20 protein-coding genes and 1 pseudogene are annotated in these 23459 nt (G+C 63.9%); 16 read left to right on the forward strand and 5 right to left on the reverse strand.

What is annotated here, in order from left to right:
- Positions 1-238: 238 nt before the first annotated feature.
- The 5 genes from CRM90_RS10820 to CRM90_RS10840 all read left to right on the forward strand — a co-directional run bounded on the left by CRM90_RS10820 (position 239) and on the right by CRM90_RS10840 (position 6414).
- Positions 239-2632 carry an AAA family ATPase gene (locus CRM90_RS10820; RefSeq protein WP_233209271.1) on the forward strand — a complete coding sequence of 798 codons (2394 nt, stop codon included), beginning with the start codon at positions 239-241 and terminating at the stop codon, positions 2630-2632.
- Positions 2629-2970 carry a hypothetical protein gene (locus CRM90_RS10825; RefSeq protein ID WP_102806994.1) on the forward strand — a complete coding sequence of 114 codons (342 nt, stop codon included), beginning with the start codon at positions 2629-2631 and terminating at the stop codon, positions 2968-2970. The genes CRM90_RS10820 and CRM90_RS10825 overlap by 4 nt, the downstream gene beginning before the upstream one ends.
- Before the next feature lie 62 nt (positions 2971-3032).
- Positions 3033-4820, forward strand: a complete 1788-nt coding sequence (locus CRM90_RS10830) for a hypothetical protein (protein ID WP_102806995.1) — start codon at positions 3033-3035, stop codon at positions 4818-4820.
- A gap of 6 nt (positions 4821-4826) precedes the next feature.
- Positions 4827-5864: a DUF6884 domain-containing protein gene (locus CRM90_RS10835; RefSeq protein ID WP_102806996.1), complete on the forward strand. Its 1038-nt coding sequence runs from the start codon at positions 4827-4829 to the stop codon at positions 5862-5864.
- A 43-nt stretch (positions 5865-5907) separates the two neighbouring features.
- Entirely contained in the window at positions 5908-6414 is a 507-nt protein-coding gene (locus tag CRM90_RS10840) for a hypothetical protein (protein ID WP_102806997.1), read from the forward strand.
- Between the two features lie 363 nt (positions 6415-6777).
- Here the strand turns inward: CRM90_RS10840 and CRM90_RS31435 are convergent, their stop codons facing one another.
- On the reverse strand, positions 6778-7743 hold the full coding sequence (locus CRM90_RS31435; protein ID WP_102806999.1) for an O-acetyl-ADP-ribose deacetylase: 966 nt from the start codon (positions 7741-7743) through the stop codon (positions 6778-6780).
- Between the two features lie 568 nt (positions 7744-8311).
- Between CRM90_RS31435 and proA the strand changes: the two genes are divergently transcribed.
- Together proA and CRM90_RS10860 are read left to right on the forward strand one after the other, a co-directional pair.
- Entirely contained in the window at positions 8312-14593 is a 6282-nt protein-coding gene (gene proA, locus CRM90_RS10855) for an anti-phage protein ProA (protein WP_233209272.1), read from the forward strand.
- Between the two features lie 88 nt (positions 14594-14681).
- The gene (locus CRM90_RS10860; protein WP_142391354.1) at positions 14682-14966 is read left to right on the forward strand and encodes an NrtR DNA-binding winged helix domain-containing protein; all 285 of its coding nucleotides are present in this window, start codon (positions 14682-14684) and stop codon (positions 14964-14966) included.
- Between the two features lie 33 nt (positions 14967-14999).
- Here the strand turns inward: CRM90_RS10860 and CRM90_RS10865 are convergent, their stop codons facing one another.
- Complete coding sequence (locus CRM90_RS10865; protein ID WP_102807002.1) at positions 15000-16112, reverse strand: plasmid pRiA4b ORF-3 family protein; 1113 nt, start codon at positions 16110-16112, stop codon at positions 15000-15002.
- Positions 16113-16162: 50 nt separating this feature from the next.
- Entirely contained in the window at positions 16163-16411 is a 249-nt protein-coding gene (locus CRM90_RS10870; RefSeq protein WP_102807003.1) for a type II toxin-antitoxin system Phd/YefM family antitoxin, read from the reverse strand.
- Between the two features lie 96 nt (positions 16412-16507).
- Between CRM90_RS10870 and CRM90_RS10875 the strand changes: the two genes are divergently transcribed.
- From CRM90_RS10875 to CRM90_RS10910, 8 genes and pseudogenes are all read left to right on the forward strand, one after another.
- Positions 16508-16705, forward strand: coding sequence for an antitoxin Phd (locus tag CRM90_RS10875; protein WP_102807004.1), 198 nt, complete (start codon positions 16508-16510; stop codon positions 16703-16705).
- On the forward strand, positions 16702-17085 hold the full coding sequence (locus tag CRM90_RS10880; protein WP_102807005.1) for a type II toxin-antitoxin system death-on-curing family toxin: 384 nt from the start codon (positions 16702-16704) through the stop codon (positions 17083-17085). Before CRM90_RS10875 ends, CRM90_RS10880 begins: the two co-directional genes overlap by 4 nt.
- A gap of 135 nt (positions 17086-17220) precedes the next feature.
- Positions 17221-17447, forward strand: a pseudogene (locus tag CRM90_RS10885) (cytochrome P450); the annotation flags it as partial.
- Positions 17448-17511: 64 nt separating this feature from the next.
- Positions 17512-17937: a cupin domain-containing protein gene (locus CRM90_RS10890; RefSeq protein WP_102807006.1), complete on the forward strand. Its 426-nt coding sequence runs from the start codon at positions 17512-17514 to the stop codon at positions 17935-17937.
- Positions 17938-17996: 59 nt separating this feature from the next.
- A complete protein-coding gene (locus CRM90_RS10895) occupies positions 17997-18575 on the forward strand; it encodes a hypothetical protein (RefSeq protein WP_502693258.1) in 579 nt (192 codons plus the stop codon).
- Between the two features lie 40 nt (positions 18576-18615).
- Complete coding sequence (locus CRM90_RS10900; RefSeq protein ID WP_102807007.1) at positions 18616-19539, forward strand: hypothetical protein; 924 nt, start codon at positions 18616-18618, stop codon at positions 19537-19539.
- 50 nt (positions 19540-19589) lie between these two features.
- Positions 19590-19853, forward strand: coding sequence for a type II toxin-antitoxin system VapB family antitoxin (locus CRM90_RS10905; protein WP_102807008.1), 264 nt, complete (start codon positions 19590-19592; stop codon positions 19851-19853).
- Entirely contained in the window at positions 19850-20248 is a 399-nt protein-coding gene (locus tag CRM90_RS10910) for a type II toxin-antitoxin system VapC family toxin (protein ID WP_102807009.1), read from the forward strand. Before CRM90_RS10905 ends, CRM90_RS10910 begins: the two co-directional genes overlap by 4 nt.
- Positions 20249-20262: 14 nt before the next feature.
- Here CRM90_RS10910 and CRM90_RS10915 read toward each other — a convergent pair whose 3' ends face one another.
- Positions 20263-20745, reverse strand: coding sequence for a hypothetical protein (locus tag CRM90_RS10915; protein WP_199189857.1), 483 nt, complete (start codon positions 20743-20745; stop codon positions 20263-20265).
- 100 nt (positions 20746-20845) lie between these two features.
- Here CRM90_RS10915 and CRM90_RS10920 point away from each other — a divergent pair, with 100 nt between their 5' ends.
- A complete protein-coding gene (locus tag CRM90_RS10920) occupies positions 20846-21655 on the forward strand; it encodes a glycoside hydrolase family 16 protein (RefSeq protein ID WP_233209273.1) in 810 nt (269 codons plus the stop codon).
- A 115-nt stretch (positions 21656-21770) separates the two neighbouring features.
- Here CRM90_RS10920 and CRM90_RS10925 read toward each other — a convergent pair whose 3' ends face one another.
- On the reverse strand, positions 21771-23372 hold the full coding sequence (locus CRM90_RS10925) for a hypothetical protein (RefSeq protein ID WP_102807010.1): 1602 nt from the start codon (positions 23370-23372) through the stop codon (positions 21771-21773).
- Between the last annotated feature and the right edge of the window lie 87 nt (positions 23373-23459).

Below are 23459 nucleotides of genomic sequence, written 5' to 3' on the forward strand. Positions count from 1 at the left end.
CACCGGCCAGTCAGGCCGCGTGACCGAAACTGTCACCTGATCGTGCAGCAGACCCATGGCGTCCAAAACGCCAGGTTTTCACCGTCGTCCACGTCGATGAAGACTACTTCGAATGATGGCGCCCGGTTGGTGGCTAAATCACAGAGTCCTGCGGTGTTGACGTGGAAATAAGGTGCCCTCATCGTCCGCCTTTGGTTAGAGCACCCGCCGTGTCGGTCCGCCGTAGTTCAATAGGGCGGTGGGGGAAACGAGCGAGGAATCAGTCCAAGATGTCATTCTGCAGCTGCTCGACGACGGCGCAGCGCTGCATTCGGACATCAAGAACGCGGTGCTCAACGCGCTTGCAGAGGTCGCCGACGAAGATACAGCCGCCGACACCCAACCCTCACCAACCTTCCTGACCAGCATCTCGGTGGTAGGTTTCCGCGGCATCGGGGGCCAGGCCCAACTCGATCTTTACCCTGCGCCTGGCCTAACTGTGGTCAGCGGACGCAACGGCTCCGGAAAGTCGAGCTTCGCCGAAGCGCTCGAACTCGCTCTCACCGGCACCAGTTACCGCTGGCTCAAGAAGGAAACGTTATGGGCCGAGTCGTGGCGCAATCTGCATCGCCCGCACCCCTGCGCAATCCGGGTTGGGTTCACCGCTGAAGGGCTGGGGCCGATCACGGTCGGGGTCACCTGGGACAAGGGCGCCGAGCTCGGCGCACGGACGTCGTACACGCAGGTGGGCGGGGGCGACCGCACGGAGGGCACCGACAGTCTGGGGTGGGCGCGTCCACTCGAGCTGACCCGCCCCGTTCTGTCCTACGACGAGTTGGGCCGGTTGTTCGATGGCGGCCCGTCGGCGCTCTACGACGCGTTGGCCAAACTGCTCGGACTCGAAGTGCTCGCCGACGCTGAGAAATGGCTTGCAGCAGAGCTCAAGTCATCGAAGGCCGGGCGTGATCGCGCCGATGACGAGCGAAAGCGGCTGCTCGGTGTCCTTGGCGACAACGCCGACGAACGCGCGGAGTTGGCCACGACGCTGCTGAAGAAGCGGGGCGGCGCACCGCTGGACGACGTGCTGGCCCTAGTCACCGGATCAGATACTCAGGGCCATAAGGAGCTTTTGGCGCTGCGGGCCGCCGCGGCGCTCGAAGCACCCACGATCGACGAGATCGATTCTGCGGCAGCCCGACTACGCGCCGCGACTCAGAACCTGACGACTGTCGCTGCATCATTGGCCGACGGCACCCGCCAGCGAGTCCAACTCCTCCAGTCGGCGCTTCGTCTCCATGACCACGAAGGCGACATCGACTGTCCCGTGTGTGGCCACGGCAGACTCGACGGTGAATGGTCAACCGCTGCAAGGGAGTCGGTTGCCAGCACAGAACAGGTCCTCGGCGAGTATCAGGCCGCGACAGCCGAGCTCGCTAGCGCCAGAACTGCGGCGCTCAGGCTGGTCGGCAGTGTCGAGCAGATCGGCGAGGTGCCCGGAGTGGAGCTCTCCGCACTCAAGGACTACAACGAGGCCGTTGCAGCCACCGCCGACAAACCCGATGGCGACGTGGACCTCGCCAACCACCTCGACTCGACTCTGCTGAGTGTCGCGGGCTATGCCGAAGCGCTATGCGCGCAAGCCCAAGAGGCACTTGCGCTTAAGGAGAACGCATGGGCGCCAGTTGCAGCACAGATCGCAGGCTGGGTCTCGCTGGAGCGAGATGCGCGAGAGAACGATGGCGCCGTCAAGACCATGACCGCCGCGAAGAAGTGGCTGAACGAACGTGCTGGACCTTTCCGCAACAAGCGACTGGGGACCATTGCGGCACAAGCTCGCAAGATCTGGGGTCAGCTCCGCCAAGAGAGCAATGTCGACCTAGGCAACATCACCCTGGAAGGCACTGCCACCAAACGCAAGGCGGTGCTCGAGGGTTCCGTCGACGGCGAACCGACCAAGGCGTTGCCGGTGATGAGTCAAGGCGAGCTGCACGCGTTGGCGTTGGCGTTGTTCCTGCCGCGGGCGACCGCAACCAGCAGCCCGTTCCGGTTCATCGTGCTCGACGACCCGATTCAGGCGATGGACCCCGCGAAGATCGACGGCTTCGTCCAAGTTTTGTCGGAGATCGCGCAGACGCATCAAGTGGTCGTGTTCTCACATGACGACCGGCTGGCGTCGACCATCAGGGACACGGGAACGGACGCAAGGCTCATCGAGGTAGTCCGTGAGGCGGGCTCCAAAGTGACCATGCGCGACAACGTCAATCCCGCGCAGCGTCAGGTCAACGACGTCTTCGCCTTGCTGAAGGACGAGGGTCTGCCGAAGGAGATCCGAATGCGGGTGATGCCCGGGCTCTTCCGGCTCGCGGTGGAAGCCGCGGCGAAGCAGGCGTATTACACGAAGCGGGCGCTTGCGGGCGGCAGCCGTGCCGAGTCCGAGAAGGCCTGGGCGGCGGCGATGAAGACCGGCCAGCGGATGGCGTTAGCGGTACACGGCGACTCGAAAGCTGATCTCACCAAGTGGCTCGACGCGATGCCTGAGCGGCGCTACACCCTTTGGGTATGCAATGCCGTGCACGGCGACGGCGTTGACATCACCAAGCCGGAAGCGGAGGAACTCGAACGCACGGTCCATGCGTTGTTGGCGCTGCGATGAAGGCCGTCGAACTGGTGGCACAGGCACAGTCGATCTTGACGACGCGTGCGTCTGGCGGCCTTTCGGCAAGGATGGCCGCGTTCCTGGCTCGCCGCGCACTGGAAGAGATCATCGATGCGCGCTGTACCGAGGTCGATGCCCGAGCACCGAGCGCCAACACGCGCAGCCAGTTGCTCATCCTGAGGGTTCTCGACGATGCCGAGGTCGCTAGCCGCGCAGCGGTTGCGTGGCATCGCCTGAGCAATGCCTGTCATCTCCATGCCTATGAGCTACAGCCGTCAGTGGCCGAAGTTCAGCAGTTGTGTGGGGTTGTGGCGGGTCTCGTGAGCGAGGCGTAGGCGATTAGCGCTGGTGCGCAACGGCGGGTGTAGGTACACACATCTCGAGACGGAGGGGCAGCATGAGTCCGGAAGCGACTGATCAGGCTTGGCTTGAGGACTACGCGCACAACTACCTTTGGGTCGACGACGAGTGGATGGAAGTTGGCGACCGAACATTCACATACTGGCAAGCGCGTCTTGCACAGACGACGACGATCAAGATCCTGCCTGACGGGCGAGCCAAGTGGTGTGTTCGCACGCGGATCGTCAACGATGTCGCCGGCGTGGACGCGGCGACGCGACTGTGCTTCGCGCTCAACTCATATGCCGCTGGGTGGAGCTTCGCCTACGACCGCGAAAGTCGCAGCATCGATGCGATCATCGCCATGTGCGTACCGCTGGAATTCGACACGTGGCAGCTGCGGCTCTCCGAGACGGCAAAGCTCAGCGGATGGATGTCGGATGTCATCGCGGGTCGCCTCGCCGCCGCCGCATCCGGCGTGCCCGCTTATACGTACCCGGCTCACCAATCCTCCGTTCGCGGGACGTTGGACGGGAGTTACTACTACCTCGAGACACTGCGCGGGCGACCAGAGAATGTGTTTGACACGACGCGACGGCTGTATCCGGGATTGGAGCAGGTGGCCGCCGAGTTCGGCCGGATGATCGGTGTAGCCAACGAGCAGGTGGTGGCCGATGACGCCGGAATCCACATCGCAATCGAGGACACCGGAGCAGATCTGCATGCGTGGTTTGCGGAACATCCCATCTTTGGGAACTGCTGGCACACTGCCGTCCGCTTTTCTACCGTCTTATCCGGAGAGACTGCGGCACAGGTCTCGGCGATGGCCTGGCATCTCTTCGCGGACGATGAGTCAACATTGTTGGGCGCATGGCACGCGGACGATGGTGATCTTGTCTTCGCTCAGTGGAGTACGACTTCGGAGCTGAGACATCAGGAGTCTCTGCCCTCGAACCGCGGTCGTTCATCGGCTGAGGTTCACAGCGTCGGTGACCTGTGGGGACTGACGTCCGCGGTCAACGGTGCGATTCACCTCACGCTTGCGGCGGTCCAGCTCGTCGCCCAGTCAACACAACAGATCGACGAGGCAGCACGAACGGCGGCGACTGTCATCGCATCAATCAGCGACGTCGCGCGGTCGGCGTTGGCGGTGACTCCCGCTGAACGGGGAGAGCCCACCGACCGTCGGTTACTGTGGTTGGAACGAAAGTACGTGCTCGCAATCGCAGCTTGGTTCAACCCAATCGGGCCGTCGGTCTGCACTCTCGAGGTTTGTTCGCTACCCGATCGGGACGAGGAGTACCTGCTGTACTTCTTGCGGCATCCCTACTTGCCGGATTACCGCGTGTTAGGCGTGATAACGCCTGGCGATGACTCCGTCTCAGCGACTAAAGAAGGCATCGAGATGTTCTTCCACACCGGGTCGCTGCCTCACACATTGGTGTTTTTCGATGCACGGCATGCGATTTCGTCGGAACTTCCGCACATGTTCCGTGACCAAATCATCAGGGTGAGCCGGGAGCACGGTATCGATTTGTCGGAGAATGCCAAGAAACTCAAGGACGCCGCGGGCAATCCATGGGCGCTCGCGCCGCACGGTGAGCTCCCAGACGCGACACGTCCTCCTACGGACCAATCGCCTGCGAGCGAAGGAGATCCGGAGGCAGCAGTCGACCAATGGTGGGCAGAGGCATCCAAACCGGACAACTTCTTCGGCATCTTCGCTCAGTTACCCGATGCGTGGGATGGCGCGCTCAACTTTCAGCTTTCGGCTGGTGACATTCGATCGTTTGACGCCGGCCCGCTGTTAATTAGGTACTCATCCATCGGCACGATCGAGAAGTAGGCAGTCGTGGTTGCTGCGGGCGGCGATGCTTCGGTAGAGCATTCGGTGAAGGCGGACATCCTGCTGGTCACTTGTGTGAAGACGAAGCAGGAGAAGCCCTGCGCTGCCAAGGATCTCTATACCTCCACGCTATTCAAGAAGCAGCGAGCGTTCGCCGAGAATCTTGGCGTCGCATGGTTCATTCTGTCGGCGGAGCACGGGCTTGTCGCCCCTGACGAATGGCTGGCGCCGTACGAGCGGTACCTCCCCGACACACCCGCCGTGTACCGGACGGCGTGGGCGGGTTGGGTCGCAGAGAGGCTCGATCTGCTCGCTGGTCCTGTTGCGGGGAAGGTCATCGAGATCCACGCGAGTGCGCCTTACCTCAACGTCGTGCGGCCATTGCTTGAGGCTAAAGGCGCGACGGTGGTTGACCCGCTCAAAGGGCTGGCGCAAGGCGAACGCCTCGCCTGGTATTCAGGTGTTGACGACGAGATCGGCTATTCACCGACTGAAGTCGACGATCGATCGTTCGTTGAGCGGCTGCGCGATGCGAGCCTAGCGGTGTCGCCGAGCGAATTCTTGTCGGCCGGCAAGCAGGCATCCAATAGTCCTGGTCTTTACAGCTGGTGGGTCGACGAAGCCGGCGCCGCTGACATCAGCGATGGGTTGGGGCTACCGGTAAGTCCTGGCCTGATTTACGCGGGTCTCGCCGGTGCAACTCGTTGGCCAAGCGGGAAGCGGTCCACGAACACGCTGTGGTTGCGAATCGCCACGATGCACCTCGGTGGCAATCATGAATTCTCGACCTTTCGGCGCACACTCGGTGCGATCTTGGCGGAGGCTAGGGGGTCGAGGCGCGTCGACGAGGGGCACTTGTCGAAATGGATGCTCGAGCATCTTCAGGTCGTGACGGTCGCATTTGACGACCGAGACGAGCTTGGACGGCTTGAAACAAGAGTTCTGGCCACGCTGGATCCACCGCTCAATCTGAAGAGCGTTGCCGCGTCGTCACTGCGCAAGCGGCTCACCGCATTGCGGAAAATGGTGACGAGCGACCAATGACTACCAATGACCAAGAAGTTTTCGACAAGAGGCTGGGTGAGTGATGAGCACTAATGAGTTGCCAATCGGATACCAGCCGTTGGACTGGTCCGACGAGGACGGGGACTACACGCAGTATGACGACTACACGATCGAAGCGGCTTATGACGACAATAACGCCGTTGCGGGCTATTACGTGTCCTGGAGCGAGGACGGGATGCGCGAGGACCTCGGATCTGAGGATATCGGAGGCATTCCCGCTGAACGCTCCTGGGCTGCGGCAGTGGCCGCAGTCGAAGCGTCGCGTCGCGAACGCTACCGGGAGGTAGGGGAGATGTTCTTCGGCGCGGTCGGGGATTGGACCGATGATGACGATCGGCCGCTGGTTCGTGTCGACCAACAACGCCGGATTTTCTGCCGGGACGGCGATAAAGAGTTCGAATTGACGTTAAGCCTCGACGAGTACGATTCGTTCGATAACGCGACGCCTCGCAAAACGCTCGGCCTCCGCACCTTAAACAGCCTCGCGCACAACGGCTATCCCGATGATCTGCTCTGGTGGCCTACGTAACGACGGCGGCCAGGCCGATTCACAGCTATCAATCTTACGAAATCCGAAGTGGAGCAATCACTCAGAACTTGCTGTGTCGTTACGTACTCACAGTTTGCGTGTGTTACGCCTCGGGGTTCCGCAAGCGCGAGGAGGTCATCGGCGACGAGTTTGGCGTCTGGGTCGGCCACTCCGGTACCCAACGAAACGCCTTTGGCTTCCAGTACCTCCTTTGGGTCGCGGGTGTCGCTCAGGTCAGCCCAGACGTCGACATAGAGCGGTCACCGACACAGGTTGCTGCGTGCGCCGAACAAACTGTATGCGGCTGGATTCGGTGAGACCGGAGCAGCCGCACGTACGGCTCGCGGTCCAGTTTCCACGCCGTCACCGCGTGTCCTTGCGTGTTTTGGGCGGGCGGGGATATCGGATGTTGCTACCCCAGCCAAGCTCCCAACCTTCGGTTGCGTCGAAGTATTCGGCGTAAGCGACGGGGAGCTTGCCAGTCAGTTCCACGAGATGCACGAGACCGGCGTACCACGCGACGTAAGCAGGGTCGTCAGCTGTGGGCATGACCTTCGGCAGCGCGTTGAGAATGATGTCGGCGACTGTCTCGGCACTTGTTGTCACCGTGACCTCGCTACCCGCAAACTCGTTGAGGCCGCCCGATGTATAAGTGACGGCGGCCTCATAATCGCGCACGTATTCCCCGCAACCGGGGTCCATGTTGTCGACGGTCGTAATGGTCACCCGCCAGTACATGCCCGACGGACTCATCCCGGGCAGAATGCGGATCCTGTCGTAGCCGCGCTCGTGAAGTGTCCGCACTCCTTGCAGGATGCGAGTTGGGGTTGATATAGCGAGGTGGTTGCGGACTGCTTCGTGAGTGGTCGAGTCGAAAGCGACGAACCTGACCTCTGTGACGTCGGTGTCGGCATCGGCGACAGATTGAATCGCTGTGGCGATAGCCTCATGGCGTGGCCAACCGTATGCGCCGGTGCTGATCAGGGGGAATGCGACGCTTCGCGCACCGAGTTCGTCGGCAACCTGAAGAGCTCGGCGGTAGCAAGACTTGAGAAGCGATCGATCACGTTGGCCTGCGCCATAATTCGGACCCACGGTGTGGATCACCCACCGGGCCGGCAAGTTCCCCGCTCTCGTCCACCCTGCATCGCCGGTGGGCAGACCGTTCGGAAATCGCTCGATGCAGTCCCGGAGGATTACCGGGCCACCTGCACGATGGATCGCACCGTCGACACCGCCGCCCCCTCGCATCGCGGTGTTCGCAGCATTGACAATCGCATCGACGTCTTGCTTTGTGATATCCCCGAGGACTGAGGTGATGACGCGCACGGCATTAGTGTGCCCCGGAGCGCTGATGCGGTCGTGCGGCAGGACCGTCCTTTTTTGCTCGAGCGGATAGTGAACACACAAGCATCGGACAGAGCTTAGGAGGCCGCTGCCCCGGATGTCCGCCGTCCTGGGCCCCACTATCCACGAGAACGGAAGCTAGGACGGGTAGCACAATCCTCTTGCGGAATGCGGGTCGCGGCCTGTTAGGGGGGCACCCTGCAGCCGCAGTGAGCGCCGGGCTGCAGCTTTAGCTTCTCGTCTCAAACTTCTATGACGTTGCTCCAACTTTTGTCGGTGTCCTATGCGAATCTGTGCGGCTCGCTTGCGGCAGGCGCCGAGCCAGGTGAATGGAGACTTCGATGAGTGAAACCGACACGGCGTCCAGTCGGGACGTTCGCAAATTGGCGTTGCCAAGGCTGCCCGTCGACATCCGGGTCCGTGGTTACATAATCAAGCCCTTGCGACCGACTATGCCGCAAGGGCATTCGTTTGCAGCGTCGCGGTCGCTGGGGGACGTCTCAAAAGCTAAAGGGGAAGAGCAGTGAACGCCGTCGATCATCATGCCCTCGTGGGGCAAACGCTCACCACACTGGCCGGCGGCCTGTCGCCGTTTGTCAGTCAGGTGCTCAACCGGTTGCTCCCCCCGGGCACCGACTGGGCAGAACTGCTGCGAGCAAAGGACGGTGCGAACGGTCGTCGAGGCGGCGAATACCAGAGCCGCGACCTTGCCCTCATGCTGCGCGCGATGACCGAGCGACTTGGTGAACTCGGCTATCCCTTCAACAAAGCCATGCCCAGGCAGGCCGAGATCTACGCCAAGGAGCTGCGCGAGGTCCGCAACAAGTGGGCACACACCGGAGAGTTCAGCGATGCCGACACCTACCGCGCCATCGACTCGGCCGAACTACTGCTGCGCGCTATCGGAGCCACCGACGTCGCGGAACGGGTCCACCAGCTCAAGGGCGCGGTAGCGCCCGCCGCACCGGCGGGCAAGCATTCGCTGGCCCCGGCCATCGTGCCCGTGTCCACGCCGTCGCCGCAGTCCGAGGATGCGCCGCGGATCGACATCGCCACCATCAGCGACCTCAGCTACGCGATGGCCCACTGCCGCATCCCGGTCGTCGACCACATCACCGTCGACAACACCGGCGGTGACCGGCAGGGCGCGGTCATCGAAATCGACGTGGTCAGCGCCGACGGTTCCCACGGCGGACCCGCCGAAATCCACCTCGACCTGTTGGCACACCAACCCACCGTGCTGCGGACTGTCGACCTCAAACTTGATCCCGGATCGATGCTGCGCGTCGACGAGCAGCGGCCCGGCGACATCCGCGTGGTGCTTCGCGATAGCACCGGCGCAGTGCTCGTGGACGCGGCCAAAGAGGTCAACATTCTGGCCGCCAACCAGTGGAAGGCCACCCCGCCGCAGCTCGCGTTGGAGATGCTGGCGGCTTACATCCAGCCCAACGCTGCCGTCATCGCCAGCCTGATGCTCGACGTCTCGGACCGATTGAGGGCCTTGACCGACAACCCCTCGATCGACGGGTACCAGAGTGAGAGCCCCGAACGGGTCGACGCGATTGTGCGAGCAGTCTTCGACGCCATGAAGGCGCGCGACATCCGCTACGCCGAGCCGCCGGCCAGTTGGGGAGATATCGGTCAGAAGGTACGGACGCCCGCAGAGGTGCTCGACGGGCGCCTGGGAACCTGCCTGGACACCACCCTCGTGATGGCCGCCGTGCTCGAGCAGTGCGGCATCAACTCGACGATCTGGCTGCTGCGGGGGCATGCGTTCCTGGGTTACTGGCGCATCGACGGAGCCCTTCCGAACGTGTCCACCACAGAGCCGGTCGAAGTCGTCAACCAAGTCGACTTGACCAATATCGGACTCGTCGAGACCACGATGCTGACGCAGTCCGCCGTCGACGCGACGTTCGAAGACGCCCGGCGCTCGCCGCACAACCGGCATCTTGGTGATGACCTGACAAACATCCTCGGCGTGACCGATGTGCAACAGGCCCGGCGCGCACGTATCTACCCGTTGCCCAGCCGTGGCGTCGATTCCGACGGCAACGTTGTTGTCTCGGAATACAAGCCGGGAGCCGGTCCGGTCATCGCGCCGTACACAGCCACCGAGTCGAAGCCTGCCGCACAAGCCGGCGGGGTGCCGCCCCGTATCCGGCAGTGGAAGAACGCGCTGCTGGACCTCAGCCTCCGCAACAAGCTGATCAACTACACCGACCGCGCCGGCTACCGGCTCGACGTCCCCGGGTCCGCGTTGAGCCGTTTCGAAGATGCCATCAACGCTGGCGCCCAGATCTCGCTGCTCGGCTCCGACGAAGTGCCTAACGTCGACATCGCTCGAGGGATCCGCTTCGGCCGCGACCTGCCCGAGCCTGACCGCGAATTGCTGCTTGCCGACAAGCACGGCGCCTACATCGACATCACCGTGGCGTCTTACAAGAGCAAGCTGCGTTACCTCGCCAACAAGGCGAAGACCATTGTCGAAGAGACGGGCGCCAACAATCTTTACCTGGCTTTCGGGATGCTCAGCTGGGAGCTGGCCGACCGACAGCTGAAATCGCCGCTGGTTCTGGTTCCCGTGACACTCAGTACGACCAACCGTGGTGAACGGTATGTCCTGACCATGGACGAGGCGGGCATGTCGACGCCGAATTACTGCCTCGTCGAGAAGCTACGCACATCACTTGGTCTGGAGATCCCGGCGCTGGCCCAGCCGGACGAAGACGCCTCGGGCATCGACCTGACGGGCACGTTCAACGGGGTCCGCCAAGCCATCGCGGATGCCAAGCTCCCGTTCCGCGTTGAAGACACCGTGCACCTGTCGATCCTGCAGTTCGCGAAGTTCCCGCTGTGGAAGGATCTCGACGAATCGTGGAAAGAGCTGTCCCGCAACAGTTTGGTCCGCCATCTCATCGAGAGTCCGCAAAACCCGTTCGTCGACCCTGTCGCCGACCTCGTCGAACCTAATCTCGATGAACTCAGTACGACCGTGCCGGTACCGGCCGACGCGTCGCAGCTGCGCGCCGTCGCCGACGCCGTCGGCGGCCGCACCTTCGTCCTGGAAGGGCCTCCGGGAACAGGCAAGTCCCAGACGATTACAAACCTGCTCGCACATGCGATGGCAACAGGCCGTCGAGTCTTGTTCGTCGCCGAGAAGCGCGCCGCACTAGACGTGGTGAAGAAGCGTTTGGAAAGTGTTGGACTGGGCGAGCTTTCGCTGGACATCCACGATAAGTCCGCCCGTCCGGCGGCAGTGCGGGCACAGATCAAGCATGCGCTCGAGTTGCGGCTCACCCATGATGCCGACTTGTTGAAGACCAAGCTGCAAGTCGCCGAATCGAGCCGGCACAGCCTGGCCCGCTACGCGGACCGGCTGCATGAGCAGAACGCGGTGGGGCAATCGCTGTACACCGCAAGGTCTTCGGAGTTGGCGGCAGATCAGGACGTGACACCGCTTGCGGTGCCGAGAAGCCTTGTGACCAATAGTGATCCCTCTGTCTTCGACAGCGTCGCGCAGGCACTGCGCACCCTGCCCGAAAAGGTTGATGACGCCCGTCCGCGGCCCGACCACCCCTGGGCGTTCGTCGATCGGGTACCGCCGACGGGCCTTGATCCGGCTGGGATTCATGCCGCGGCCGTGGCATGCGACAACGCGCTCGCCGAGTTGCAAGCCGGCGGGATTCCGTTGGATGTGCTCACCAAGTACGACAGTCCTGGTGACGTCGACGCGTGGTCGCGGCTGACGCCGGAACTACGTTATCCGCTGGCCGCTGTGGATGGGCTGCACACGCCGCAGGGGCATGAGCATCTCGCCGGTATCGAGCAGGTGCTGGCGCATTTGCACCGAGCGCGACCCGAATGGCTGTCCACCGTAACGCCGGCGGTCGTGGATCTCGACGTCCCGGCGATCCACGCGGCGGCGGTGGCCGCTGATGAATCCGGGTTTTTCGGCCGCAAGAAGCGCCGGCGGGCCGTCCTCGCTCAGCTGACCGATGTGCTGGCCGTGGATCCGGCGGCGGTAGACCTCAAGACTCTGTCCAAGCTCACCGAACAACTTCAACAGAGTCACGCCATCGTTGCTGATCTCCGCCAACGGGTTTCGGCGCTGCCGATTCCGGTGTTCGACCGCCCCTGGAATCCGTTCGTCGACGCCGATGCCGCGCATCTCTCGGCGACGGTGGCGGCGGTGCGGCGTATCGGGCAGGTCTTATCGGCGCAGCCAACGCAGCCACGTGTTGTGGATCTCCGCGCGTTCTACACTTCGTATCCGGCGGGTGCGTTCGGTCCGGTGCTGCAGGCTTGGTCCACCGCGTGGACGCAGCTGGCGCACAAGACCGGCGCCGACATCTTTCGCGACGGATTCATCGCGCAGTGGTGGGCCGGTCGAGCTGCCCGCAGGCTGGAGTCTGCGGCGACCATCGAGCGATGGGTTGCGTTGCTGCAGCACGTCGAGCCGCTTGTCTTGGCGGACATGCCTCACGCGCGTGCTCAGATTCTCGCCGGCAACGTGGTGGCCGAAGACGCCAGCCTGGCCTTCGACCGTGGGGTGGCTGCCGCATCGATCGGCGAGCGTCTGGATGCCAGTGGGCTCAGCGAGTTCGACGTGGCTGCACATGGTAAAGCGATCCAGCGCTTCACCACCAGCTCCTCGGCGATCCGCGACGAGCTGCGCCGTTCCATTCCCGCCGGGCTGCTCGCCGACCGCAAGTTCGATGCGTACACCGAGAGCGGGCAAGTCGGTCTCCTCAAGCGCCAGTTGGACCGCAAGCGCGGCGGAATGAGTGTGCGCGGTCTGATGGACAACTTCGGCGAGCTGATTACCCAGATCCTGCCGTGCACGTTGATGAGTCCGGACTCGGTGGCACGGTTCTTCCCGGCCCGCCCGGACATCTTCGACATCGTGGTGTTCGACGAGGCCTCCCAAATTCGGGTCGCCGACGCCATCGGCGCGATGGGACGCGCGAAAGCCGTTGTGGTCGTTGGGGACAGCAAGCAGATGCCACCGACCAGCTTCGCCGAAGCCAGCGCATCGCTGGACGACGAAGCCACGGACGGCAACCCCGAGGTCGTCGCCGACGAGGAGTCGATCCTCAGCGAATGCGTGCAATCGCTGGTTCCGCAGCAGTGGCTCTCATGGCACTATCGCAGCCAGGACGAAGCACTGATCACGTTCAGCAACATCCACTACTACAACGGCCGGCTGGCCTCGTTCCCGGCGCCGCTGACATCGGCGTCCGGGCACGGCATCTCGCTGGTTCGAGTCGACGGGCAGTTCCAGCGGTCCGGCAAGGGTAAGACGCTGCGTACCAACCAGGTTGAGGCCGAGCGAATCTTGGCCGACATCAGGCGTCGCTTCGCTGAGTCCCCCGACAAGGCCCCATCGATCGGCGTCATCACCTTCAATGCCCAACAGCGCGACCTGATCGAGAACCTGCTCCGTGACACCGGTGATGAACGGCTATTGCAGGCTCTCGACCATCCGGATGGGCTGTTCGTGAAGAACCTGGAGAACGTTCAGGGCGACGAGCGCGACACCATCTTGTTCTCGGTGGCGTTCAGCAAGAACGACAAGGGATTTGTGCCGCTGAATTTCGGGCCGTTGTCTCGGCCGGGCGGCGAGCGTCGGCTCAACGTCGCGATCACCCGCGCGCGATGCGAGGTGGTCCTCTACGCGAGCTTCGACCCGGCAGATCTGCGAGCGGAGGAGACGACTCAGGTCGGTACCAAGCACCTGCGCACCTACCTCGAGATGGCTCAGCGGGGCGTCGAGACGATCACGCAGGGCGGCCGACGCAATGCCGTGATCGACCGGCACCGCGATGACATTGCGGACGCCCTACGCCGTGAGGACCTGGTGGTCCGATCGGATGTCGGACTGTCCGATTTCCGCGTCGATTTGGTGGTGTCCGATCCGGACGAACCCGAACAGCCCTTGGTGGCGATCCTGCTCGACGGCACCGAGTGGTACGGCCGGCGCACGGTGGCCGACCGTGACGGTCTACCGATTGATGTGTTGTCGAACCTATTGCATTGGCCCGGTGTAGAGCGAATCTGGTTGCCGGAGTGGCTGAGTCAGCGCGAGACCACGATCGCTCGTATCCGCGACGCGGTGGTGGCGGCCAAGCATCGACGCCTGGAGCCACCGGCACCTTCCGTGGAGCCCGGGACGATCTCGGCAACGCCCGAGTCGGCGGAGTTCGTGGCGTTCAAGTCGGCACCTTCAGTCACGCCGGGGGCCAAGGCGGTCACCGTGCGGCGTCATGCTGCCCTCGCCGACTGCAGCCCGTGGATGCCCGTCGTTATCGGCGGCGTCAGTGTGCTCGACGAAATTCACACCAGCTACAACCGGTCGCACGTCGTCAAGATCGTCGAGTCGATCATCGAGACCGAAGGGCCGGTGCACAAAGATCGGTTGGCGAGGCTGGTGGGTGGCGCATTCGGACTGTCGAGGGTCAGCGAAGACCGGAAGCGCGCGATCCAGCGCGTGGTGCCGCAGGAGTTCAACCGTGTCGACGATCTCGACTTCTATTGGCCGACAGGCACTGAACCGCAAGCGTGGCGCGCTGTGCGCGTCCCCGAAACGGGTGAGAGCCGTCCCATCGACGAGGTGAGCCTGGTCGAACTCGGGAACGCGATGGTCGTAGTGGCCGAGCAATCCGGCGGCGCGATGAAGGACGACCTCAAGCGTCAAGCGATGGCGTTGTTCGGTGTCAAGCGGATGGGCGCGGGCGTTGCAGCGCGTCTCGACGCGGCACTGGAACGCGCTGTGGCCGTGGAGAAGTTGAGGGTGTTGCCGTCGGGGGTTGTGGTAGCAGGGTCGGCATAACAATGCTCCACAGCACGAGGTGCTGCCCATCGAGCGATTGTGGGTTGCCCGGGGGTCCGGCTCGGCGGCTGAGACTCGCCTTGCCTCGGTGGACCGGCCCGGCGATCTCGCGTGGGATCACCCGCAGATTGTCCGGCTGGCCAAAACCGACATCCGGCAGCGTTACGAGGCCGAGCCCGACCCGGAACGATTGCTGGGCAACCGATTCACCATGCGGGACCTCCGGCAGGTGCATGAGGCCGTTGCCGGCCGAAAACTTCAGCGCGACAAGTTCCGTCGCACCATGGAGCCGCGCCTCGTGGGAACCAGCGCGATGGAAGAGAACACCGGCACACGCGGGCGCCCGGCGGAGCTGTTTCGCAGGAAGCGGTGACGTGACGTGGTCAGTAGCCCCCAGATGTGCGGATCACGTGTCGTTGGTCCAAATCTCGGCGAGGATTGTGGCGCCGGGCAGCAGCGACAGGCCCGATCGGCCGGTAGCCCATTCGGAGAGGTTTGGGGTAACGATCAGGTCGAGCCCCCTCATGATCCGGGACTGCTGCGCGATCGCCATGCGTACATCCCCCTCGTCGAGGGGTCGCCCGTCGAGCTGCCAGCCGTGGCTGAGCAGCGGATGCACCCGCGCCGCGAGCTCATCCATCCGAAGCGGACCGTGCGTGGCGAGCACCCCGATCGTGGTCTCGGTGATCTCGGTGCTGAAGCTGTCAGGTTCGAACGCTGACCGGAGACGGCGCACCACGGCGAGATCATCACCGGCGGCTTTGGTGGGGCTGAGCACCCCATGCTGCAGCCGGAGGAGGCCGACCTCGCGGAGAAGTTCATGCAGCGCCGCCAGCGCGGGCAGGTTGTCCTCGGTGGAGACGGGCCGATCGAGTGGATACCACTGCGGGCGGTGTGCCTGCATGGCGCGCACCACCGTTCGCGGTAGTCGCCCACCGGGCGTGAGTTTCACCCCGTCGGCGAGGAGGTCGAACAGCAGTCGTACGCTCTCGGGAACCTCACCAACGATTCGCCGCACCCGCTGGTCGGTTACGACAAGGTCGAACGGCCGCAACCGATTACCGATCCAGGCGCGCAGGCGCTCGTGGTCGGGGTGTGCCGGGTCGGCGACGGCGTTGAGCAATTGGGCATACCCGCCGGGTCCGCCGCAGTCTTCGGGCGGGCAGGTGCCATCACCGTCGACGCAGCCCGGCGTCGGACCGCCGCGCCCGAGCACCTCGACGTCGTGGCTCCAGCCGTCGCCAAAGTCATAGAGGTATTCGAATCGGGTCCCGAGATCGGCCAGCCGCGAACCGGTTTCGTCGCGCTGATCATCCGGCCACATGGCCTCGCCGGGGATGACCATCCCATAGGTTGCTTGCGGTGTGACGAATTGGTGCAGGTGCGAGTTGGTCCAGCCGACCGCGGCCTGCAGCAGCTCGTGTAGCTCCGGCAGGGTCGACGTCGCCGGGACGTCGATCACTCGGGCGACCGCCGGTTCGACGTCGCGCAACACCACCTGCAGACGTGTTGTGTTCACCGGTGCGCCTGCGTGCTGACGGACACCTTCGCGGCGAGCCCGGCCACCATCTACACCCCCTGGTCGATCGCGGCGTCAAGGTCCCGACGAAACTGCTCACGGTCGATCCGCACACCGGCTCCGGCGATGCGCACCAAGTCGTCACGGCTGATGAATGTCTTGCGGACAGACTGAATGGGGCGAAGTTCGGCGACCGGCTCCCCGTCGCGGGTGACGATGAGCGTCTCACCCGCAGCCACCGCATCCATGATCCTGTCGCTCTCATTGTGCAGTTCACGCTGCGGGATTGTTCTGGCCATACGGGCAATGTAGCCACACGTGGTACGCGTCGCTACGAGCTCCGCTGAGGCTGCGAACGGTACCAGAAAGAGTACCGAATCTGGTACCTTGACTGCATGCCCGCCTTGAACGTCAACTTCAGTGACGCAGAGATGGAACAGTTGCGCATCGCGGCAGCTGCGGGGGAGCAGTCGCTGCGCGCATTCGTGCACCGCGCCGCCCTCGATGCCGCGAGTGACCACAAGCGTCGCGTGCGGGAAGGTGCGCGGATCGTCGCCGAGCGCAGCGCAGAGCTCAACCGCCGGCTGGCGTGACCGAATATCTGGACCGCGACGATGTCCTCGTCGCCGGTGCTGCGGCTGTGGGGGTCGAACTGAGGGTGGCCGACTATGGCCTACTCGACGCAGCGGTGGCGCGGCCGCAGGCCACCGCCTTCGGCGTTGACGCCTATCCTGACCTTTTCACCAAGGCGGCGGCGCTGTTGCACTCCTTGGCGCGCAACCATGCTTTGGTAGACGGCAACAAGCGCACCGCGTGGGCGGCCGCGTGGACTTTTCTGTACATCAACGGAGTCGAGTTGAACACCGGTTTCGATGTCGACGACGCCGAGGGCTTCATGAATGCTGTTGCCGTCCAAGGCGATCTGCAACTGGTGGACATGGGGGAGGCGCTGCACGCATTCGCAGACGGATGACTGCTGATTCGTAGTATGTAGATGCGGCCGGTTTCGCGCGCCACATAAGCTGACTTATTGACACCCGTCAAGTCCGTGTGTGAGCGAGGATGAATGACCAGTTCAATTGTCGATGACGCCGCCAAGGTGCTGGCGGAGCCAGCCACATTCGACGTCGCACGCGACCCGAACAAACACCTGTCGTTCGGTTATGCGTCCAGTTCTGCCTCGGTGCCGCCCTGGACCGCATGGAAATCAACAGCTTCTTCACCGAGCTGCTACCACGACTGGAGTCCATCGAACTGGCCGGTGAGCCCGAGTTCATCTCAACGATCTTCGTCGGCGGCCTCAAGCACCTGCCGATCCGGTGCTCGCTGCGCTGACGCAATCTGCGTCGCTTACGGTGTGGCCGACTACGCTGACACCACCACAAGTGGAAGGCGGCCCATGCGACTGTTCATCACCGGAGTCGACGCCGACGGCAAGTCCTGCATCGTCAGCAACGACGAGGTCGAAATCAACTCAGTCGCACCCGGTTTCGGCATCGCCATTCCCTACAACACCACTCAGACGCCACCGCCGGCCCGCCCAACGGGCAATGCCGACCTGATCGACCAGTTCCTCGAGCCCGGTCATATCCGCTGGATGGTCGTCGACCAAGGCGCCAACACCGAGACTCCGAAGCACCACACTGACACCCTCGACCTCGAGCTCGTGCTGAGTGGCAGCGTCGACCTCATCCTCGACGACGGTGTGCACCGCATCGAGGCCGGCGACATGGTCGTCATGACCGGCGTCGACCACGCCTGGAAAGCCGGCCCCGACGGCTACCGCATGACCGCAGTCCTCATCGGCACCCCTCCGCCGGCATAAGCCACGTTAGGTCGCCTGACCCCCTAGACAACGCCAGTTGTCAGGCGAAAGAATTGCGTATGCGCATGTGGCCAAGCCTCTTAGCGGCACTCATAGCGGCGGCACTAAACACGCCAATCGCCAACGCCGACAACCCAACCCCGTCGCTCCCGCAGTTCGCCCCGTACGAATCCGACTGGCAGCCCGACTCCAGCGTCTATCCCTACAACCTCTGGCAGAACCGCGTCACCGCCGAGCAAGTGACCGCCATGCGCGACTCCTGCCAATGGCTCAACGCCCAGTACGACCCCCTCATGGCCCAAGTCTTCGGGTTCCAGCACTTCCTCGACAGCCAGCATGACAACTACCAAGCCCCCGGCGTCCAACAAGCCGCGCAGACCGTCGAAGCCAACCTCGACCAGTCCGCGGCCTTCCTCGACCCTCGCGCCCACACCCTCTTCATCGTGAATTACCCTGACCAGAGCGAGTATTCGCCTGTCTACAACGGAGATTCGATGTTCCACCTCTGGTATCAGCTCACCCAGATCAGCGACAACATGAAGCACCAGCTGCCCTCCGGTCAGCTCAACGCCCACATCGCCACCGCCAACGTCTACGGCACCACCATCCGCGACTCGCAGGTCTGCGCAGGCGCGTAACCCCGGCACAATCAACCGTCGTCACCGCTAGCCTCAAGCGGTGATGATCGGTGTTCTGGCTGCCCTGCTGGCGTGCGTCGGCTACGGGGTCTCCTCGGTCCTTCAGGCGTACGGGGCACGCCGATCAGCAGCTGCAGCCCGCGACCGCGGCGCAACCGGACACGTCACCGCCACCGGGGGACCGACCCTGCGCTCAACCCTGCATGCCGCGGTCACCGCAGCGTTCATCGTCGGAATCATCTTGGATGTCGTGGGTTTCGTCGGCAGCGCGGTCTCGGCGCGGCTGATTCCGCTGTTCTTGTCCCAGACGATCATCAGCGCAAACCTGGTCGTCACCGCGGTGCTCGGGATCGCCGTCCTCGGCATCGGGTTACGCACCCGCGACTGGATTGCCATCGTCGCGGTCATCGCCTCACTGTTCGTGCTCGGCCTCGGCTCCGGTGAGCGCGGCCCGGTGAACCACGACCGCCCCATCCACTGGATCGTGCTGGCGGTGTCAGTGCTGATCCTGCTCGGCGGGATCGCGCTCACCCGCATCCTCGGGTCGCGCAGTGCCGTCATGGCCGGACTGATCGCCGGCGTGCTGTTCGGCATGCTCGCGATCGGTGTGCGGGTGCTCGATGGTGTGGAGCCGCTGCAACCGTGGATCGTGCTGACCGACCCGGCGGCGTGGACGGTCGCCATCGCCGGCGTCGGCGGCTTCTATCTGCACACCGTCGCGCTGCAACTCGGCTCGGTGAACGGGGCCACCGCGGCCCTCGTCGTCGGCGAGACGGTGGTGCCCGGAATCGTCGGCGTGGCGTTCCTCGGCGACAGCTCCCGGCCCGGACTCGGCTGGGTAGTGGCGCTCGGCTTCGTCGGGGCCGTCGCCGGCGCCGTGGCGGTCGCGGTGTTCGGCGCGATCGGGCATCAGGCCGAGCCCGAAACCGAAGTCCCGCAAGCACTTGACTCTAAGCAGCAGTGAACCGGATCGGCGCAGTGTAGAGATCTACCATTGCCCGGTAGACTTCTACCATGAGTCTGAACATCAAAAACCCGCAGACGGTTGCGCTGGTCCGGGAACTTGCCCGGCGTACGGGACTCAGTCAGACGAGCGCCGTCGAAGAAGCGGTGCGCGCCAAGCTTGCCCAGGTCACCGCTGGCGAGGGTGGAGATACTCGACGCCAGAAGGTTGATGACTTGCTCGCCGAACTGGATCGGTCGATCACCGCGCATCAGCGCAAATCCATTCGTAAAGACCAAACCGACTTGTACGACGAGAACGGGTTGCCTGCGTGATCGTCGATACCTCGGCGATCGTGGCCATAGCGCTCAACGAGTCGGGGCGCGATCGGTTGGTCGACGCGCTAGTGGGTGCGGCCGAGTCGAAGATCTCCGCAGCCACGCTGGTCGAGGTGGCAGCGGTCCTCATGAGGCATCTGAAACCCGAAGATCTGCGACGTGTGGAGCGCCTCATCGACCAATTGGGCATCGTTACAGTATCTTTCGACGCCGAGCAGGCGGCGAGTGCCACACGCGCCTACCGCGAGTTCGGGCGTGGCAGCGGCCATCGCGCCGGCCTGAACCTCGGTGACTGCTACTCCTACGCCCTTGCCTCGGTCACCGGTGAACCATTGCTGTTCGTCGGCGACGACTTCACCCATACGGACATCGCGTCGGCCGCTCTCGACTGAAACCCGCCACAAAGCTAAGCAGCAGTGAACCGGATCGCCGCCAGCTTGTTCACCTCGACCGCCTCGAGAAATTCCTCGACCGTCGGGATCCGGTCATCGCGGAACTGCAACCCCATCATCCGCTGTGCCCGCTTCACTCCGTACGCCGAAGCGCAGCGATGAAACAGCGACACCGTCTGCTCACGATCCTCGATCAGCTCGCCCCGCATTGGGCGCTCAACACCGTCGTACAGCACCGACGCAGGAGCCCCGCCGCGGAAGTTCAGCTTCCACGCCGAGCCCACCAACGCGTACAGATCACCGTCGATCCAATGCGCAGAAACCGGCAGCACGAACTCCCGCCCGGTCTTACGCCCGTTGAACGACAGCACCATGAATTGCTTACGCAGCCCACCGGCGAGCGGGGTGCGTAACAGATACCGCATGAGCGGGTTGACGGCCCGCATGATCGCGTCCGGCGGAGGCGCCGGCGTGATCGCCGCTGACTGATCTGCCACCGGACAACGGTACGACCGCAACCCGCATAACCGCAGCTCAATACGCATACAGCCGACGGCAAGGTTGCACCTCGCCGAACGAAGCGGCTTGTATGGGGTCATGGATCGTCGCCAGATGCTCATGACCACCGGCCTTGGCCTGCTGGTCGCCGCCACCAAGATGCCGCAGGCCGGCGCCGCACCGACCACACCCGTCCCAGCGGCCCCGGCCCCGCAGAACTACATCTTCCACGACGAATTCGACGGCCCCGCCGGCTCGGCACCCGACCCGTCGAAGTGGACCACCGCGCTGGCCCGCGAATCGATGGAAGACCCCACCTTCTGGGAGCTGCCCCAAAACGTCGGCCAATACCGCGACGACCGCCGCAACGTCTACCTCGACGGCAACTCCAACCTCGTTTTCCACGCAGCCAAAGACGGCCCCACCTACTACAGCGGCAAGATCATCGGGAAGTGGCAGGGCGGCATCGGCCACACCTGGGAAGCCCGCATGAAGATGGACTGCCTGACCCCCGGCTGCTGGCCCGCCTTCTACCTGTCCAACGAGAGCCCCGTCAACGGCGGTGAAGTCGACGTCATGGAGTGGTACGGCAACGGCAAGTGGGCTCCCGGCACCGCCGTGCACGCCAAGCTCAACGGCGGCGAACACGTCAGCCAGACCATCTCCGTCGACAGCGCCTGGCACACCTGGCGCGTGGTGTGGGACGACGCCGGTATGCGGTTCTCCAAGGACGGCGCCGCGCCCTACTTCAACGTGCCGGCCCGTTCACTTCCGGACTGGCAGTTCAACGATCCCGGCTACTCGTTGATGCCGGTGTTCGACCTCGCGGTCGCCGGCTCCGGCGGCGGTGACCCGACCGGCGGCAGCTACCCGGCCAACATGCTGATCGACTACATCCGCGTCTGGTAATCCGACGCCGAGCGTGCGGCTTGTCGGTGAAATCGCGCCGAAAATCAACAACAGCCCCCACTCTCGGCGCGTGGATGATGGCCGCGATGATCTCGGTCATCTACCTCCTTTCCCGCTAGGGCGCAATCAGCGTCCCGGCGTCCGAAGCCGCCTGCAGCAGTTGGGAAATGGTCAGAGCGCCGTAACCCGTCTCCACGGGACCAATCGGCAACCCCAGCCACGGCACCACCGTGGGATCCGGGTCGACGTCGAGGTTGTGGGCCTGCATGCCCGGAAGATGATGCTCGAAGAAATTGCCCAGCGTGTCGACCATGAAGATCAGATCGCCGATCGGGCCGTAGCCATACAACGCCGATGAATTGAACAGCGGGTAAACCGCTTTCGGGTCACCGATCATCACGATCGCGCCGTAGTGCGGTTTGCTTCCGCCAGCGGGCACATAACTCGGCATGAACGGCTGCAGACCCGGCAGATCGGTAGCGAAGTACGCCGCCGGGTCACCGTAGGTCTCGATGTTGACGAACCCGGAGTCGGCGCCGTTGCCCGCGACGATGGTGTTGATACCGGGACTCTCGAAGCCGATGCCGTCCAAACCCGTCTGCTGCGCAACGTATTCGGCTTCCCAGCCGCCCAGTGAGTGGCCGGTGACAAAGATGTCAGACGCGCTGTACCCCTGCTGGGCAGCGTCGGACTGTACCCGTTGCGCGAAGGTCAGCGCGTCGGTGAAAGCCTGCGGAGTGGTGTGGGTGTAGAGGACCTGCAGGTCGGTGACGATCTGCGAGATGGCGATCAGCGGATTGAACAACAGGTTCGTTCCGCCGGTGGTGCCCTGATAGGCGATGATGATCTGATTCTGCGGGGTCACCCACACCTGCGCCCGCTCGCCCGACAGGACGTTGGTGGACGTGACCGGTACCCCGTTGACGGTGAACGGCCGTAACCCGCCCGGGACACCGCCCAGCACGTATTCCGCCGCGGCGGCGTTGAGGAATTGGGCCACCGTCGGCGTCAGCGCCGTCGTGGGGCCGGTGTAGGTCATGGTGGGCGGAACCGGCTGCGTGGTCGGGGTCGCGTCCAGTCCCACCGCGTGCTCGATTCTCCGGAACACCGCAAAAATCAGGTTGTCGAACGGCGCGAAGTCGAGCGGGCTTTGTGGGCCGCCGACCGCGGCGGTGAGGTCGAGCGACTGCAGCACGGTGTTGACGATGTGGCCGGGCAGTGCGATCAGCTTGGCGATCGGGGACAGCGGTGCCGGGGGAGCCGGGGTCGTCGTCGGCGAGGGGGCCGTCCCGGCGAGCGCAGCGCTCGCCGTGGTCTTCCTCGCCGTGGTCGCCACGGCACGGGTGGACGTGGCCGACGCTTCCGTGTCCGGCATGGGCGCGCCGATCGGAATGGTGACCGCGGCCGCGCTCGCTGACCTTGTCGAGTTGTGCTGCGAAGCAGTCGAATCCGGTCGGATCGTCGAGCGGCGGGTCGTCGCCAGGCCGCTGCCATGATGACTGTCGCGGCCGCTGGCCGCCATCCTGGGGCCGCTCGACTGCGACTGACTCGACGACGTCGTCGACGACGGCCCCGCGTGGCCGGTATCGGCCCAGGCTGTAGCTTGCCCGCCGACGGTTCCGATGCCCAACCCGATGCCCACCGCGAGCGTCGCCAGGCCGCAACGGGACGCTGTCCGCTTCCGTTGGCTGGCGCGGCGCTGCGTTTGTACGGTCATCTATCCCCATATTTCGTCACGGTGTCTCTATGTTGCTGACGACGATATGACAACGCGCGATGTCGGTCTCGATTTTCACTGCCGAAC

Origin of the sequence: Mycobacterium sp. ENV421, assembly GCF_002887815.1 — a bacterium.
Lineage (GTDB): Bacteria > Actinomycetota > Actinomycetes > Mycobacteriales > Mycobacteriaceae > Mycobacterium.

Excerpts from the sequence above, each read along its gene's own strand:
- CRM90_RS10825 (WP_102806994.1), top strand. The coding sequence starts at position 2,629 with ATGAAGGCCGTCGAACTGGTGGCACAGGCACAGTCGATCTTGACGACG.
- CRM90_RS10830 (WP_102806995.1), top strand. The coding sequence starts at position 3,033 with ATGAGTCCGGAAGCGACTGATCAGGCTTGGCTTGAGGACTACGCGCAC.
- CRM90_RS10840 (WP_102806997.1), top strand. The coding sequence starts at position 5,908 with ATGAGCACTAATGAGTTGCCAATCGGATACCAGCCGTTGGACTGGTCC.
- CRM90_RS10870 (WP_102807003.1), bottom strand. The coding sequence starts at position 16,411 with ATGGCCAGAACAATCCCGCAGCGTGAACTGCACAATGAGAGCGACAGG.
- CRM90_RS10875 (WP_102807004.1), top strand. The coding sequence starts at position 16,508 with ATGCCCGCCTTGAACGTCAACTTCAGTGACGCAGAGATGGAACAGTTG.
- CRM90_RS10890 (WP_102807006.1), top strand. The coding sequence starts at position 17,512 with ATGCGACTGTTCATCACCGGAGTCGACGCCGACGGCAAGTCCTGCATC.
- CRM90_RS10895 (WP_502693258.1), top strand. The coding sequence starts at position 17,997 with ATGCGCATGTGGCCAAGCCTCTTAGCGGCACTCATAGCGGCGGCACTA.
- CRM90_RS10905 (WP_102807008.1), top strand. The coding sequence starts at position 19,590 with ATGAGTCTGAACATCAAAAACCCGCAGACGGTTGCGCTGGTCCGGGAA.
- CRM90_RS10920 (WP_233209273.1), top strand. The coding sequence starts at position 20,846 with ATGGATCGTCGCCAGATGCTCATGACCACCGGCCTTGGCCTGCTGGTC.
- CRM90_RS10925 (WP_102807010.1), bottom strand. The coding sequence starts at position 23,372 with ATGACCGTACAAACGCAGCGCCGCGCCAGCCAACGGAAGCGGACAGCG.